Source organism: Parasphingorhabdus sp., from assembly GCF_049667325.1.
Classification (GTDB): domain Bacteria; phylum Pseudomonadota; class Alphaproteobacteria; order Sphingomonadales; family Sphingomonadaceae; genus Parasphingorhabdus.
This window is the reverse complement of record NZ_JBATHY010000046.1, coordinates 1-15,920: the sequence shown is the minus strand read 5'-3', so window position 1 is coordinate 15,920 and position 15,920 is coordinate 1. Positions and strand designations below refer to the sequence as shown.

Below are 15,920 nucleotides of genomic sequence, written 5' to 3'. Positions count from 1 at the left end.
ATACTCTCGATTTGTAACAACCATTTTTCCCATTGGGAAAAGATTCGCAAGGCTTGTATTCCTCCTGAAATCGCAAAACGAACAGGAGCCAGACGATGACCACCGGTGACAATGCCAAAAAAGCAATAGCAGAAGCCCTGAACGGCATACTGGCCGACAGCTTCGCACTCTATCTCAAGACCAAAAATTTTCACTGGCATGTTTCGGGCCCCCATTTCCGTGATTATCATCTGATGTTTGACGATCATGCGGCGCAGATTCTCGGAACCACCGACCTGATCGCCGAGCGTGTCCGCAAAAACGGGCATCGTACGCTCACTTCGATCGGCGACATATCCAAGCGCCAGAGGATTGCCGATAATGATGACATAAAGGTCGCGGCGGCAGACATGCTGGACGAGCTGCGTTCGGACAATCTAAAACTCGTGGCGAAATTGCGTGAGGCAAAGGAACTGGCATCAGAGGCTGGCGACAATGCAAGCGATGGCCTTTTGGATGACTGGACCGACCAGGCGGAAGAACGCGCATGGTTCCTGTTGGAGATTTCGCAGAAAGACTAAGCAAAGATCAATCAATGTCCGCGGAACGATATTGAACTTATCAACCGACTCGACTCCCCGCCATATGCCCGCAAATGTAATCCAGTGGGAGGAATATTCGGCCAAAATCGGCCAAAACCTGTTGCCCAAGCACCACATATGTAACCAAAGTCCTATTTTTTTTATCCAAAGAATCCCAGAAAACCTGCGTTTCTTCATTATTTGTTAATATGTTGAACAAATTTCACTTTGATTCTGACAGCGACATCAAGCAAGTTGCCGACTTGAGTCTATTCGGGCTGAATATTTTAGGGGACATTCTTCCATGATCAATAACTTCGGACAAGCCACACGATCTGTACTTCTGCGTACTGCAGCGACAGGGGCGATTGCTACGCTCGCATTGGCAACACCTGCGCAGGCGATTGTGCCCAATGATAATTTCACGCCCACGGAGATTATTGATGAAACCGGCGCCAACGGCGTTGGCATGTTTTTCCGCAACGACGGCTTTGTCTGTTCCGGTACCCTGATCAACCCGCGTACGGTATTGTTTGCGGCTCACTGTGTGAACAGCAACCCCGAGAGCGATTTTGCCGAAAGCGGTCTTCGTTCGGCATTCTCGTTTGATGACAATGCGCTGCCCGGCTTTATCAACTGGATCAACAACGGCTTCTCGTCCAACCCTGATCTGTTTGTCTACAATATCAGCCAGATCTACTATAATCCCGATTCCCTTGTGGACCCGAATGCCTTTGGATTCCTCGAAGCCGATATCGCACTCGCTGCTCTTGACGATCCGGCGCGGAATATCCCGACCTGGGCGCTGCTTTTCTCGCCGCTGCCTACGCCTGACTCGATCAGCGACGCCGATGGCACGGGCTATCATGTAAACATTACCGGCTATGGTCGCTCGGGCAGCGGTACAACCGGTGCGTCCCAAGGCATCGACTGGCGGCGTCGCGCAGCGGAAAATATGCTCGGCTCGCTGACATCCTTTGATGACCGTAACCAGTTCCTGTTTGGCCAGCCATTTGGCGATTTGCCGCAGGTTCTTTATCGTCTCGACTTTGATGATCCGAACAAAACCAACCCGTTCGATTTCAATCTTTACAAGGATGAGCCCCGTGTTCGCGAAGCGACGACAGCCGGCGGCGACTCCGGCGGCCCGCTGATCCTCGATGCAGCCAACAACAGCCTGACCGATGAAAATCTCCAGATCGGCGTTCTGTCCGGTGGTTCGCGGTTCTTTGGCCCTCAGGTGTTCAGCTCCTATGGTACAGAAAGTTTCTACCAGCCTCTGTTCTTGTTCTATGATTATATAGCTGCAACCAATCCGTATCGTTATGTCAGCGCAAAAGCTGGCGACGGCGCCTGGGAAGATGCCACGCATTGGCAAACCGACCTCGATCCGGCCTATCGTATTATCGATGCGAACGGAAATGTCGTAAACGGCTTCCCCGGCACTCAGGAACTGGGACGGACCGGCGACAGCCCGCAATTTGGTGAAGTCTGTTTCGATCCCGAGGGTGCCACCCCTGGTGATGAGTGTCAGGATCTTGCAACCGGGAATTCGACGCCACCCGCTCGGGAAAGTTCCGGGCCAGCGCCAGCGTCAAATATTGGCGAAGCACAGATGCCAAATGCAGAGCCTGCTGAAGTAGCTGCTGCGACTCCGGTTGTTGAAGCATCTCCGGAAGTTCAAGCGACCGCCGTTAACTCTGAAGCGGCTTCTGCAGCACGGCCGACAATGGCTGCCAATGCTGCGATCCGTGGCGAAAGCATGATTGTCGAAAATGTTGCTATTAGCGGCGGCGCTTCGCTCGTCGAAAATATTGCAATCAGCGGCGGTGCAACCATTATCGACAATATAGCGATTAATGGCGGCGCGACACCAGTTGCCATTGTCCCGGTATCCGCAGGCGGCCCGGAATCTGCTGAAGAGCAGCCGCACGCACCGGGTGATCCGCAACCCACGCCAACTTTAGCCAACGGGCTTGTAGGAGCAACCAACTTCATACCGGAAAACGTAGATTCCGATACTGACGGTATCCTGGCGGGACGGCGTTATTTCGAAGTGACGCTCAATCAGGCCGGCACGACGACATTGAGCAGCGCGCGGACGATCGATCGTCTGAACGTCGGCGGTGCTGCCGGACTGGTGATCAACTCCAACGGCAGTCTGACCCTTGAAAACGACGGGAACCAGACTGGTGGCCGTGTCGCAGTCGATGGCCTGTTGACGAGCGCTTATGATTACAGCCTGTTTTCAGGTGTGCTTTCAGGCACCGGTACGGTTGCAGCTCCGTTCGTAACCAGCATTGCAGGTGCCATCGCACCGGGCACGATGGGTACAATTGGAACATTGACGATTGACGGAAACCTTATTCTTGCATCGGGCTCAACCCTGCTTATGGACTTTGGTGCATCGGGAAGTTCCGATCTTCTCGCCGTAACCGGTGAAGCCAATGTCGGCGGCAATGTCGCGCTGGGTCCTGTGGCCGGTTTCCAGACCGTGACGCCGAGTACATATCGCATTCTGACGGCAGATGGCGGAGTGACCAGCCAGTTTAGCGGTGTGTCAAACATGTCGGCAATCTTGTTGTCCGAGCTGACCTATAGCGCGAATGCAGTCGATCTGACGGTTCGCGCCCAAAGCTATCAAAACGTAGTGGACGGCAATAATCCGCTGCAGGTGAGCTATGCGGCCTTGATGGATCGCAATCGCGGAAATGCGGCTACGGCTGGGCTTTTCTCGTTCCTCGACTTCGCCAGTGCAGGAACCATCCAGGCGACTTTTGACAGCTGGGCACCGACAACCGAGTCGACCGTCCAGTCCATGGGTCGCGGTTTCCTTGGCAATGTTGCCGATTTCCATCGCAACAGAGCTAGCTTGGCAGACCGTTCTTCGAATGGCGGCACGGTCGCTGTTATCGGTCGTCCGATGCAACTGGCCGCAGCGTCTCTGGGCGGGTTTGCCGTTAACGGCTCCGCTGTCCTGAGTGATGCAGCTGTCAGTGCCGACGATACCGAAGTCCGCTCGGGCGGTGTCAACGAGGATATGGCAATCTATCTGGCCGGTGGTTTCGTAAACGGTGATGGCGGATCCATGCCGCTTCGCAATCCTGGCTCAGGTGCTGACGGAGAAGACGAATTCGACGGCTTCTTCATTGCCGGTGGCCTGGAATATTATCTCGATGAGTCATCTTTCATCGGACTGTCGGCTTATTATTCGGATGTTGATGCAACGGTTGCTCTGGGCAATACGGCGCAGTCAAAGGCTATCATGGGCACGATCTACGGACGCGGCAAGACCTTTGGCGATCTGGTATTCGACGCGCGGGTGACGCTTGGCACATATAATGTCGAGACAATGCGCAACGTGGCTCTCGGCGCCCAGGCTTTCAGTCTGACGACTGACGATGACAGCTTGGTATTCGGGTCCGAGATTGGATTGTCGAAAGAGTTGAATCTTCTCGAAGCTATCGTTGCTCCGGGTATCCGTGCCAGGGCGGCGAAGATCAACTTCAGTGACGTGAATGAACAGGGCGGCGGCCCGGCGTTGGCGATTAACCGGCCAGACTATGCCAGCATTCAGGGATTGGCGGGCGTAGAGTTCAAATCGAAACCGGGTAAGAAACTGCAACTGCGCGCATCGTTGAACTATGTTCATGAATTCATGGATAATCCGAATGCCTTTGCCGCGAATTTCGTCGGCGGCAACGGGGCCGTGGTTCCGTTTCAGCTGGTTAACTCTGATAAGAACTGGGGCGAAGTCGGTGTTGGCCTGCGTTACAATGCTGGTAACATGTCGTTTGACCTGTCCGCCGATTCGACGGTCGGCCGGTCGGATGTGTCCAGCCAGGTTTATTCCGGCGCAGTTACCTTCCGCTTCTAGAAACCGAATAGCCTGAAAAGCCCGCCGGACACGTTCGGCGGGCTTTTCTGTGCTCGTTTGATCGGGTCGTTCCAACCAGCGGCAAGCGCGCAAAAAAATAGCGGGCCCAAAGGCCCGCCACTCAAGATCTTTTGGATATGATCTAATCCGCTATTTTGCGGTCAGATTTACCGCCGCAGTCTTTCCGCGTTGATCCACTTCCAGCTCGAATTCCAGCTTGTCGCCTTCTTCCAGTCCGCTCAGGCCAGCACGTTCTACGGCTGAAATATGGACAAATGCATCCGGCTGTCCATCATCGCGCTGAATGAATCCAAAGCCTTTGCTGCCGTTGAAAAATTTCACCGTGCCGGTGGCCTTCTCGCCGGTAAGCTCCCTGCGAGGGGCTCCGCCGCTGCGATCTTCACGGGGACTTCCTCCGCTATCCGGAACTTCGATCAGATCGCCTTCGATCTGAATATCCGATGCCGAAACCTTGCCGCCACGATCAACCAGCGAAAACCGCAATGTCTGACCTTCTGCGAGACCTTTCAGCCCCGCGCGTTCGACCTGGCTTATATGGACAAAAACGTCTTCGCCGCCGCCGTCTTGCACGATGAAGCCAAAACCTTTTTGCGCGTTGAAAAATTTTACGGTTCCGGTGCTTTCGCCAACCACCTGATCCGGCATGCCGCCGCCCCGTCTGGCGCCGCCCGAATCACTGTCTGGCCGCGTATATCTTTCTACGGGCGGACCGTTGTCACCTTGATATCCATCGAAGTTTTCGTCACCGAAGCCGTCGCGTTTATCCCGGCCTCTACCTCGCCGGTTTCTGTCAAAACCCATTCTTAAATCGCCACTTTCAATTCGCCCTGCCCAATAATGCCAATGTCACAGCGGACGATTTCCGGAACATTGTTTCACGCGAATCCCAATGCCGCGCCGCTCAACTATATAGAAAAATAGAGGAATAAGCGAATGAAATCGGCGTGTGGGTGACAGCTTGGCCGATTCTGATGTTCGAAAGGATGTCGTTAGAAGAGCCAGGTTTTCGGATCGGCTATCGGTTCATGTTTCTGGGCCTTGGACAATGCGACCACCGAACGGACCAATATCCACAGAAAAAGAGCCAGCAAAATCGGGATTCCGATCAATATGAACGAGAGAATTGCGCCAACAAGTCCGACCACCAATCCGATAACGAATGTCATCACATGAAATTGCAGATGGCTTTCTTCCCATGTTCCGGCGACTTCGTCCTTCCAGACCAACGCCAGGATAAAGCCGACCAATCCGGTTATCCCTACAACAAACCCGGCGATATAAAGAAGTGAAACTATGGTCGCCTTGTTGAAATCGAATCCGGTGCCGGCCGGTTCAGGTGTTTTGTCGGCCATAACGCCACGCTCCATATTGTAGCACACGCGTTCCCGATGCGATTTGCCGGCTAAACTAAACTTGCTGTTTCAACCGGTGTGCGGCACATAGCATATCCAATGATGCGGAGCTGTCAAATTTTCAGCTGGAGATCCGTCAAGAGCCCAATTTTCAGAGTGGAAAGGGGTGTTGTGTCGGTTCACGGTCGAGAGAATGAAGTTGCGCCAGCGATCAAACAGACAGGCAAATGACTATGGCAGTTTTTTTTCATGAAGAAGATCTTCCCGAAGGCGTATTGGGTGAAGGCGCCGTCGCTGTGGATACGGAAACAATGGGGCTCCAAACGCCTCGCGACCGGCTGTGTCTGCTTCAGATATCAGACGGGCAAGGTGACGAGCATCTTGTGCGCTTCGGTCCCGACAGCGACTATGGCGCTCCCAATCTCCGTGCCATTTTGTCCGACCGCAATCGGGTGAAACTCTATCATTTCGCGCGATTTGATCTCGCCGCCATCGAGCATTATCTTGGCGTGATGGCCGCCCCGGTATTCTGCACGAAAATCGCTTCGCGGCTCATCCGCACCTACACGGATCGCCACGGACTGAAGGAACTCGTCCGCGAGTTGCTCGGTCAGGATATCTCCAAGCAGCAGCAATCCAGCGATTGGGGCAACCCCGAACTGAGCGAAGCCCAGCGTGAATATGCCGCGTCCGACGTCCGCTTTCTGCACAGACTAAAGGACGAGCTGGAAATCAGGCTCGCCCGGGAAGGCAGGACCAGCCTCGCGCAGGCCTGCTTCGAATTTTTGCCTGATCGCGCTCGACTGGACCTGGCGGGCTGGCCGGAAACGGATATTTTCGCGCATGCCTAAACGGATTGATCTCTTGCTCAATCGTCGTAAGTTTAGATTTTTGGAAATGTGATTCAACTATGTCAACCGCCGCCAATCTAGTCCGGACAAAGCGTCAGGAATTTGCTGCACCGAACGGCAAGCACGACCGGAACGTGAAATGGCTGCGTTTCATTCTGCCTGTCGGCGTTGGAGCATTGGGCTCGATGCTGGCGCTGGCTCCATTCACCATGGGCGGCGAACTGAGCTTCGTTCTGGACAAGAATAGCGTGGATGTTGCCAAGGAGCGCATGAGGGTCACCGAAGCGCTCTATCGGGGAGAGGACAGCGAAGGCCGGCCGTTTTCGCTCAATGCGGGTTCTGCCGTACAGAAAAGCTCGCTAGAAGCGGTTGTCGATCTGAAAGACCTCTCAGCCCGGATATTGCTGCAAGACGGCCCGGCCCAGATCCGAGCAAACGCAGGCCGTTATGATATGGATCAGGAAAGTGTCCGGATACCGGGCCCGGTGCAGGTCGAGTCCGCTGGCGGCTACCGTCTTTCTACCAATAACGTTACCGTTGACCTTAAAGAACGCACGTTGAAAAGTGGTGGCGTCGTGGAAGGCCGGACCAATATAGGCACGTTTCGTGCGGATCGGCTGGAAGCCGACCTGACAGCGCGCACCGTGAGTCTTGACGGCAATGCCCGTTTGCGGATCGAACAAAATGGATTAAGAAGACCCTAGATGAAACTGAATTCTTTTCTTTCGCTATCTGCTGGCTCGGCTGTCCTGGTTTCGGGATTATTGCTGCTGGCGGGCCCTGCTCCGGCTCAGGTTTTCGGTAGTCACAACAGCAACGCTCCGGTGAATTTCAATGCTGGCCGGATCGAGGTTCAGGATCGGGCCGATCGCGTCGTGCTTTCGGGTGCAGTTCGGGTCGAGCAAGCGGGTTTGGTGCTCAATGCGGCGCGTATGACCGTTGCGTATCGAAATAGCGGAGGCATCGAGATCGACCGGATCGATGCCTCGGGTGGCGTCACCGTTCGCAAAGCAGGCGACACTGCTTCGGGAAATGTTGCCATATATGATCTCAACCGACGGTTAATCACCCTGTTGGGCAATGTTACGCTTACTCAGGGAACCAATCGTCTCTCCGGTGGTCGCCTGATCATCGACCTCGCATCGGGTAGATCGACAATTGACGGGCGGTCGGCGGGCGGTTCTTCAACTGGCACGCAAGATTCCAGCGGACGCGTGTCCGGCACCTTCACCGTGCCGCAACGCAAGAACTGAAGTCCCGAACAGTGACGACGATGAAGCCGCTCCGGAAGCAGGAAAAGCGATGCTGTTTCCGGTCTTGACGACGGTTGATTTTTTGCGCGAAGAATCCATTTTCAATTTACCATGCACAAAGCTTGCCAATTTGGACCAGATTGGGGCATGCTGTTAACCAATGAACAATACAGCCCGTGCAAATGAGGACGAATGATGAACGACGCAGCCGTCACTGACATACCGGCCATGGCCGATCCGGGAGCGGCCATGGCCAGTGATGCCATGGAACATGGTCTGGCTGTGGTTTCGATTGCCAAGAGCTATGACAAGCGCTCGGTCCTGTCCGATGTATCGTTGTCGGTAGGGCGCGGCGAAGTCGTCGGCCTGTTGGGCCCTAACGGTGCAGGGAAGACGACGTGCTTCTATTCTGTCATGGGGCTGGTCCGGCCTGATGCGGGACGAATCATGCTCGATGGCGAGGATATCACGTCTTTGCCCATGTACCGTCGGGCGATTCTCGGTATCGGCTATTTGCCACAGGAAACATCGATTTTTCGAGGGATGACCGTCGAACAGAATATCATGGCAGTACTCGAGATGGTCGAACCCGATGCCGATGTCCGGCATGAAACGCTTGATCGCCTGCTCGATGAATTTGGTCTGACGAAGCTGCGGAGCTCGCCAGCGATGGCATTGTCCGGGGGCGAACGGCGGCGATGCGAGATTGCCCGTGCGCTGGCCGCGAGCCCGTCAATCGTGCTTCTCGACGAACCCTTTGCCGGTATTGACCCTCTGTCAATTGCCGATATTCGTGATCTGGTTTGCCAGTTGCGCGAGCGCGGTATCGGCGTGCTGATCACAGACCATAATGTTCGCGAAACGCTCGATATTGTTGACCGCGCCTGCATCATCTACGACGGTCAGGTATTGTTCGCCGGTAGTCCGGAAGACCTGGTAGCCGATGCCAACGTGCGACGGCTCTATCTTGGTGAAGGATTCGCTCTGTAGCCATGGCACTCGCGCCTCGCCTCGATTTGCGGCAGAGCCAGTCGCTAGTGATGACGCCGCAATTGCAGCAGGCGATCAAATTGCTGACCTTGTCCAATCTCGAACTGGAAACATTCATTTCTGACGAGATCGAGAAGAATCCGCTGTTAGACACCGGTGATATCTCGACGGAGAGCGGAGAGTCAGGTGACGGAGATGACGGACCGAGCGAGGCTGCGGCGCAAGGCAGCGACGAAATATTGTCTTCCGGGCCCGCAGAATCCGAATCTACTCTGGATATGCAGGGCGACACGGACAGTTTCTCCAATAATAGCCTTTCCGACAGCGATGGCGCGCTCGACGGCCAGCTTGGTCTGAACGGTTCCGGTTCCAGCTCGGGTTCTAGCGCGAGTGGTGATGCACCTGATTTCGAGAATATGCTGGTCGCCGAAATAACCCTTACCGACCATTTGATGGACCAGGCGGGAGCCGTTCTTTCGGGGATGGACCTGTTTGTAGCCCAGCATATTATCGACCAGATCGACGAATGCGGCTATTTGCAGGCGGACCTGCTGGAACTGGCCCAGCGCCTGAATGTCGGACTTGCTGACGTCGAGCGTATTTTGGGCGTCGTCCAGACTCTCGATCCCGTCGGTGTCGGCGCAAGGGATCTGGCAGAATGCCTGGCGCTGCAAGCCAGGGACGCGGATCGCTATGATCCGGCGATGGAGCGTTTGATCGAGAATCTGGATCTGCTGGCGAAAGGGGCGCTTCCCCAGCTCAAGCGGATGTGCGGCGTCGACGATGAAGACCTGATGGATATGATCAGCGAGCTGCGCAATTATGATCCCAAGCCAGGCTGCAAGATTGGCGGCGGTGCGGTGCAGTCGGTTGTGCCCGATGTGTTTATTGCTGAACGGGCGGGTCGGTGGATCATCGAAGTGAACAGCGCCACCTTGCCGAAGGTACTGGTGAATCGTACCTATTATTCGGAACTGAAGGATGGTGCGCAGGACAAGCAATCCAAGGAATGGCTGAACGAATGCCTTGCCGACGCCAATTGGCTGGTCAAGGCGCTCGACCAGAGACAGCGGACGATTGTCAAAGTCGCGACCGAAATTGTCAAACAGCAGGAAGAGTTTTTCCACAAGGGTGTGGCGCATCTACGCCCGTTGACGCTGAAGAATATCGCCGAGAAAATCGAGATGCACGAGTCGACGGTGAGCCGCGTGACATCCAACAAATATCTTTCCTGTTCGCGTGGTACCTTCGAACTCAAATATTTCTTCACCAGCGGCATCCAGTCTTCGACCGGCGGCGAGGCTGCGTCGGCGGAGGCGGTCAAGAGCCATATCAAGTCTCTGATCGACAACGAGGACCCCAAGAAGATCCTGTCCGACGACAAGCTGGTTACGCTGCTCAAGACCAAGGGCTTCGACATTGCCCGGCGGACGGTGGCCAAATATCGCGAAGCGCTCGGCATGGGCAGTTCGGTCCAGCGCCGCCGCCAGAAAGCGCTTGAGGGCAAGGCCGCCTAGACCGGCTTGCGAAGCACTGTAAATTCGAGCTCCGGAGACTTGGGCAGGCCGAAGCGAGGATCACCGTGCGGAAAGGGGCGCTGTTCCCCGGTCCGGACATAGCCGCGGCGTTCGTAATATGCGATCAGGTCGGCGCGCTGGCGGATGACGGTCATCTCGATTGCCTGTGCCTGCCAGTTTTCGCGGACAAACCGCTCTGACTCCGCCAGCAATTCCCGCCCCAGACCAGCCGCCTGCAAAGCGGGATCGACGGTCAGCAGGCCGAGATAGGCCAAACCCTCTGCGATATTTGAAAGCTGCACGCATCCCGTGATGCTCTCGCCATCCTTCGCCAGCAGGATGACTTGGTTTTCTGCCGCGATAATCTCGCGCAAAGCCTTTGCATCTGTGCGCTGTCCGCCGAGCAGGTCCGCTTCATGGGTCCATCCCCGCTTGGCACTTTCCCCGCGATAGGCACTCTCGATCAAGGCGTGGAGCCGATCGATATCGCCGGGTCCGGCGCGGTCAAAATTCATGCCAGCCTGACTCCGTCTGCTTCCAGCACCCCATTGACCCCAACCCGACCGGTGACCACCACCCGCTTCTCGACTTCGTCAATCGGAGTGCGCAACAGTTCAAGCCTATAGCGCTGGCCATCGTCGCATTGCAGAAAGAAGCCGGTCGAATCGCGCTGGAGCAATCCGGCATATTCCTGTTCGTTGCGACCGTCTGTTGCCATCACGCAGCGGCGAGCAATGTCTCGCTGAGCCCCCAGAGCCGCTCGGCATCACCATCAGCGGTAATATGCGGCGCGCAATGCTGATGGCGAAGGGAGTCCTCTCCGGCCAGCCGCGCGACATCGCAATCTTCGCAATAGACGCCCGGCATGTCATCGAGCAGCGCTGACGTGGCAGCCCATAAGGTCGTGGTGCAGCCCTGGGTTGTCGTTTTGAAAATTTCGGCAATCATTGGCGGAACCGTGCCGTCTTTGTCTAGCCACCCCAATTCTATCTGCTCTTCCTCTGGCAGATGGCGCTGGAGGGGGGTGAAAATTCCGCCCGGATGAACCGAGAAAGCGCGGCCACCGAAGCCCTGCATCCGGCGACTCAACGCATTGGCGAACAGCGCATTGGCGCTCTTTGACTGGGCATAGGCAGCCCATTTATTATAGTCGCTTTTCTCGAACTGGATATCATCCCACAATATCCCACCGCGCCTGTGGGCCACCGATGACAGCGCGACCACGCGCGGCGCAGAGGCTTTCTCAAGCAAAGGCATAAGCGCTCTGGTCAGCGCAAAATGACCCATATGATTGACTCCGAACTGGCTTTCCCAGCCTGGTCCGACACGTTCGAGAGGACAGGCCATGACCCCGGCATTGTTGATTAGCAGGTCCAGCGTTTCGATATCTTTGGAGACCGCATCAGCGAAGGCGCGCACCGAAGCGAGATCAGCCAGATCCATTTTTGCCGATGAGACATCGCCGTCCACACCCGCCAGATTCTCGGCCGCCTTGGCCGGGTCACGCACCGGCACGATTACCGTTGCGCCTGCGCCGGCCAGCGCCCGGGTGGTTTCCAGGCCGATACCGGAATAGCCGCCCGTGACGATGGCGGTCTTGCCCGACAGATCGATGCCGGCGAGTATTTCGTGTGGCTCGCTCTTGGCGTGAAATCCGGAACCGAGTGGTTTCTGGTCTGCTGCTGCCATGCTAACTTTCCCTTTTCAAACTGCCGTTAGTCCCGAGCTTGACGAAGGCCGCCCGACGTCCAGGCGGCGTGGTCCGACTGGCTCGCTACTAGCGGATCAACCCACCACTAACGGATATAACCACCTGGCCATCAAATATCCGCTTTCGACCCGACTATTTCAGACACCGGCATATATTCATAGCCGAGATCGTCGGCGACCGCCTTGTAGGTCACCTGACCATTCCAGACATTAAGCCCCTGGGCAAGATGCGGATCATTGCGCAGCGCACCTTTCCAGCCATGGTTGGCAATTGCCAGCGCATGGGGCAGGGTGACATTGTTGAGCGCATAGGTCGAGGTCCGCGATACTGCGCCCGGCATATTGGCAACGCAATAATGGACGATATCATCGACCACATAGGTCGGGTCTTCGTGGGTCGTCGCCTTCGAGGTTTCGAAACAGCCGCCCTGATCAATCGCGACATCACAGAGCACCGAACCGGGCCGCATGGTCTTCAGCATCTCGCGGGTTACCAGCTTGGGCGCTTCGGCGCCGGGGATCAGCACGGCTCCGATAACCAGATCGGCATCGGCAACGCATTCGGCCAGATTGGCCTTGTTCGAAAAACGCGTCTTGGCGCGTGATTCAAAATGGGTGCCGACCGATTCCAGCACATCGGGATTGCGGTCGAGGATCGTCACATCCGCGCCGAGGCCGGCGGCCATTTGTGCGGCGTTGAAACCAACCACGCCGCCGCCGATGATCGTGACCTTGCCCGGCGCCACACCGGGAACGCCGCCGAGCAATATGCCGCGACCGCCATGGGCTTTTTCCAGCGCAGTTGCGCCAGCCTGGATCGACATCCGTCCGGCGACCTGGCTCATCGGTTTGAGCAACGGCAGTCCGCCGGTACCGGTGACGGTTTCATAGGCGATGCAGATCGCCTTGGATTTCACCAGATCGGTGGTCTGCTCCGGATCGGGCGCGAGGTGGAGATAGGTGAACAGGATCTGGCCTTCGCGCAGCATTGCCCGTTCTACGGCCTGCGGTTCCTTGACCTTGACCACCATTTCGCATTTTTCAAAGATTTCGGCGGCGGTTGCCGCGATCGTCGCCCCTGCGTCAACATATTCGGCATCTTCGGCACCGATGCCGAGTCCCGCGCCGGTCTCGACCAGCACATCATGGCCGTGGGCGACCAGTTCGCGGACCGATTCGGGGGTCAGCCCGACCCGATATTCGTGATTTTTGATTTCTCTGGGTGTTCCGACGCGCATGATATGATTCTCCTAATATTTATGCGCTGATTATATCTCAAACCTATGGCAATTAAATTCGAAAATCTTGTTTCAAATCGAAGAAATTTGAAATAATATTCACAAATATTGTCAAAATAAGAGAAATTATCCGATGGATCGAATTGATATCGCGCTGCTCGATCAAATGCAGCAGGATAGCCAGATTTCGCTTAACCTTTTGTCCGACAAAGTCGGCCTGTCCCCATCGGCCTGTCACCGGCGGATCAAATTGCTGGAAAGATCGGGGGCGATCGAGCGCTATGTTGCAAGGCTCGACAACCGCAAGATCGGCATGCAGCTGGATGTCTTTGTCGAAATCCGCCTCACCGCGCAAACCGAGCAGTCGTTCACGGCGTTCGAAAGCGCGGTCCATCAGATTGGCGAGATACTGGAATGCCACCTGATGTCCGGCGAGGCCGATTATCGCTTGCGGGTGGCGGCACGGGACGTTGCCGATTATGACGATATCCACCGCAATTGTCTGGCGCGCTTGCCCGGCGTGGCGGCGATGCACAGCGCTTTTGCCATTCGCGCGATCAAAAAATGGTCCGGCTATCCGGTCAAACGGCTGCTGGACTAGGCTCTTTTTCATCGACCTCATTGATCTGTCGAGGGCGAGGCGGGCGCGGCTTTCCTGATCGGCACCGGCACGGTGCAGATATTGCCATAGCCGCCATGGGCTTCGATATATTGCAACAGCGCCGGACTATAGCTGGCGAGATATTGATAGGCCGGTTGATCGGCGAGCGGCAATTCGCTGGCCAGACGGATCGAATCTATCTCGGTATATTCCGATTTGTCGGCGTAGAAGCCGCCCCCATCGGTACCGAGTGGCAGGTTTTGCAAATGCTCGAGCCCGTCAATGACCCGGCCGACCATGCCGAATGTCGTATCGAGACTGCGCGCCGCTTCGCCGGTGATCACCGACATTTCTGCGCCGGTTCCGGCGTCTGGCGGATCATAATGGGCCGGCGACAGCGACCCGCGGCAGGTCAGCGGATAATATTTTGTCTCGCCGTTGACGGTCTTGCTCCCAATCGCCCAACCACCGCCGAAACCGACTTTCTGCGCGCCGCCATTTTCGTAGATCATTGTCATCAGCGGGCGAATCTCGGTCCCTTGATATTGATTGCTATAGTCGACCGCCGCTTGCAGCGCCGCCATCTCGGCGTCGCGTTTGGTTCCCAGCGCCGCGTTAAAATATTCGCTCTCCGGAACCGTCTCGAGGCCTTTCGGGAGCGTCTTGGCATCGGGGTTGCCACCGAACTGGGTGACAAAATCCTTGGCGACGCGGTAGATTTTCGTGCCATCCCACCAGCGGGTTCGGGCAAAGGTCCGGACATTGCGGACATGACCGCCGGAGAGGCTGGCCGGGAGCAGCTGGATCACCGCCTGACGCTTTGTGCCGTCGGCGGCGTCGGGCAGGGTGAATATCAGGAGATCATTGAGCGGGATCGGGAGCCAGTGGTCGGCGGGGGCGGTGGCGAGGATTTCGGCGGGGGTTGTTTTGGGGGCTTCTTCTTGTGCCAGCGCCGGAGATGCGAGTGAAAAACAGGCTGCGGCAAAAGACCAAAAGGCCGTGCGCGCTGATCGAAAATAGTTATTCATGCGACTCTTTCCTTGCTGAACTTTACAAACTTTACAGTGTTAAGAAAAAGAAAGTTTCTTGCCCTTTTTCAGGTTTCCGTGCCCCGCCGGAGGGCGGGGTCCAGTCGAGTCCTGCCGGTGGGATTTCAGACGCGAAGGCGGGACAGTTCTGTGCCGCTCAGCTTTGGAAAGCTTCCCCGAAGCTTTCGTCGCTTGCGCCCTTTGCCGGGGAACAATATTAGGGTCACACAGGGTCACACCCCCTATTGCGAAGTAAAATTTGCTTCCGTTAGTTGCTGAAAACCGCCGAAGGTTGGATGAGGAAAGGGACTGGAACATAAGGCCAGACTAATCGATTTTGGCCGATGTAGGAAAGGGAAATTGTGCCCCGCCGGAGGGCGGGGTCCAGGCGAATCCTGTCGGTCGGGTTTCGGACGCGAAGGCGGGAATATTCTGGGCCCCGCCCTGCGGCGGGGAACAAGACTCATTCCCCCTTCACCCTTCTCACCGGCACTGGAATATTACAGATATCCGCCCCGCCCGCCGGCTTGATAAAAAACGGATCGCGGCGATTGGCGCGGGCGTCGGCATATTTTGCAAAAACCTCGCTTTCGGTATCGAGATATTCGAACGCGGGAGCCGGGTCTTCGCCCAGCGCATCTCCCAGACGGATCGACGTAATCGGCACGCGCTTGCTGGCGTCCTCGTAGAAACCCAATTGCCCCTTGCCGCGCGGCAAGCTGGAGAGATGTTCGATCCCCTCGATGACGCGCCCGACCACCGCAATATTGCGATCGAGATGGCGCGGTGCATGGCCGATCACGGTGTAGAGTTCGGCACCGCTGCCGGTGTCCGGGGAATAGTCGCGGCCGACGCCGACTGCGCTGTAGCAGTGGATGGGCCAAACAGACTTTTGATCAGTTGCATAGGGCCAGCCCGCCCC

At 56.3% G+C, this 15,920-nt stretch carries 16 protein-coding genes; 8 read left to right on the top strand and 8 right to left on the bottom strand.

From position 1 onward, the window contains the following. Nucleotides 1–95 precede the first annotated feature (95 nt). Both WBM93_RS02445 and WBM93_RS02440 read left to right on the top strand, forming a co-directional pair. Nucleotides 96–560: a Dps family protein gene (locus WBM93_RS02445; RefSeq protein WP_424427813.1), complete on the top strand. Its 465-nt coding sequence runs from the start codon at nucleotides 96–98 to the stop codon at nucleotides 558–560. 304 nt (nucleotides 561–864) lie between these two features. Further along, nucleotides 865–4,437 (top strand): autotransporter domain-containing protein, encoded by a 3,573-nt coding sequence (locus WBM93_RS02440; RefSeq protein ID WP_424427811.1) that lies wholly within the window; start codon nucleotides 865–867, stop codon nucleotides 4,435–4,437. Nucleotides 4,438–4,587: 150 nt separating this feature from the next. Here the strand turns inward: WBM93_RS02440 and WBM93_RS02435 are convergent, their stop codons facing one another. Further along, entirely contained in the window at nucleotides 4,588–5,259 is a 672-nt protein-coding gene (locus WBM93_RS02435) for a cold-shock protein (protein WP_424427809.1), read from the bottom strand. Nucleotides 5,260–5,447: 188 nt separating this feature from the next. After that, nucleotides 5,448–5,810, bottom strand: coding sequence for a DUF4870 family protein (locus WBM93_RS02430; RefSeq protein ID WP_424427807.1), 363 nt, complete (start codon nucleotides 5,808–5,810; stop codon nucleotides 5,448–5,450). A 233-nt stretch (nucleotides 5,811–6,043) separates the two neighbouring features. Here WBM93_RS02430 and WBM93_RS02425 point away from each other — a divergent pair, with 233 nt between their 5' ends. From WBM93_RS02425 to rpoN, 5 genes are all read left to right on the top strand, one after another. Then, nucleotides 6,044–6,661 carry a ribonuclease D gene (locus tag WBM93_RS02425; protein WP_424427805.1) on the top strand — a complete coding sequence of 206 codons (618 nt, stop codon included), beginning with the start codon at nucleotides 6,044–6,046 and terminating at the stop codon, nucleotides 6,659–6,661. Nucleotides 6,662–6,720: 59 nt separating this feature from the next. After that, nucleotides 6,721–7,365: an LPS export ABC transporter periplasmic protein LptC gene (lptC, locus tag WBM93_RS02420; protein ID WP_424427803.1), complete on the top strand. Its 645-nt coding sequence runs from the start codon at nucleotides 6,721–6,723 to the stop codon at nucleotides 7,363–7,365. Continuing rightward, nucleotides 7,366–7,914: an LptA/OstA family protein gene (locus WBM93_RS02415; RefSeq protein ID WP_424427801.1), complete on the top strand. Its 549-nt coding sequence runs from the start codon at nucleotides 7,366–7,368 to the stop codon at nucleotides 7,912–7,914. It begins immediately after the preceding gene. A gap of 195 nt (nucleotides 7,915–8,109) precedes the next feature. Next, on the top strand, nucleotides 8,110–8,904 hold the full coding sequence (lptB, locus tag WBM93_RS02410) for an LPS export ABC transporter ATP-binding protein (RefSeq protein WP_424427862.1): 795 nt from the start codon (nucleotides 8,110–8,112) through the stop codon (nucleotides 8,902–8,904). 2 nt (nucleotides 8,905–8,906) lie between these two features. Beyond that, nucleotides 8,907–10,421 (top strand): RNA polymerase factor sigma-54, encoded by a 1,515-nt coding sequence (rpoN, locus tag WBM93_RS02405; RefSeq protein ID WP_424427799.1) that lies wholly within the window; start codon nucleotides 8,907–8,909, stop codon nucleotides 10,419–10,421. Here the strand turns inward: rpoN and WBM93_RS02400 are convergent. The 4 genes from WBM93_RS02400 to ald form a co-directional block, all read right to left on the bottom strand. Next, a complete protein-coding gene (locus tag WBM93_RS02400; protein WP_424427797.1) occupies nucleotides 10,418–10,936 on the bottom strand; it encodes a GNAT family N-acetyltransferase in 519 nt (172 codons plus the stop codon). The two genes, rpoN and WBM93_RS02400, sit on opposite strands and share 4 nt — an antisense overlap. Next, nucleotides 10,933–11,139 (bottom strand): DUF5818 domain-containing protein, encoded by a 207-nt coding sequence (locus WBM93_RS02395; protein ID WP_424427795.1) that lies wholly within the window; start codon nucleotides 11,137–11,139, stop codon nucleotides 10,933–10,935. Before WBM93_RS02395 ends, WBM93_RS02400 begins: the two co-directional genes overlap by 4 nt. Continuing rightward, nucleotides 11,139–12,110 (bottom strand): oxidoreductase, encoded by a 972-nt coding sequence (locus WBM93_RS02390; RefSeq protein ID WP_424427793.1) that lies wholly within the window; start codon nucleotides 12,108–12,110, stop codon nucleotides 11,139–11,141. The genes WBM93_RS02395 and WBM93_RS02390 overlap by 1 nt, the downstream gene beginning before the upstream one ends. Nucleotides 12,111–12,241: 131 nt before the next feature. Further along, complete coding sequence (gene ald / locus WBM93_RS02385; RefSeq protein WP_424427791.1) at nucleotides 12,242–13,369, bottom strand: alanine dehydrogenase; 1,128 nt, start codon at nucleotides 13,367–13,369, stop codon at nucleotides 12,242–12,244. Between the two features lie 133 nt (nucleotides 13,370–13,502). Between ald and WBM93_RS02380 the strand changes: the two genes are divergently transcribed. Continuing rightward, entirely contained in the window at nucleotides 13,503–13,970 is a 468-nt protein-coding gene (locus WBM93_RS02380) for an Lrp/AsnC family transcriptional regulator (RefSeq protein WP_424427789.1), read from the top strand. 17 nt (nucleotides 13,971–13,987) lie between these two features. Here the strand turns inward: WBM93_RS02380 and WBM93_RS02375 are convergent, their stop codons facing one another. Together WBM93_RS02375 and WBM93_RS02370 are read right to left on the bottom strand one after the other, a co-directional pair. Next, on the bottom strand, nucleotides 13,988–14,998 hold the full coding sequence (locus WBM93_RS02375; RefSeq protein WP_424427787.1) for a peptidylprolyl isomerase: 1,011 nt from the start codon (nucleotides 14,996–14,998) through the stop codon (nucleotides 13,988–13,990). Between the two features lie 463 nt (nucleotides 14,999–15,461). Further along, nucleotides 15,462–15,920: peptidylprolyl isomerase (locus tag WBM93_RS02370; protein WP_424427785.1), on the bottom strand; the 459-nt coding region annotated here is incomplete at its 5' end.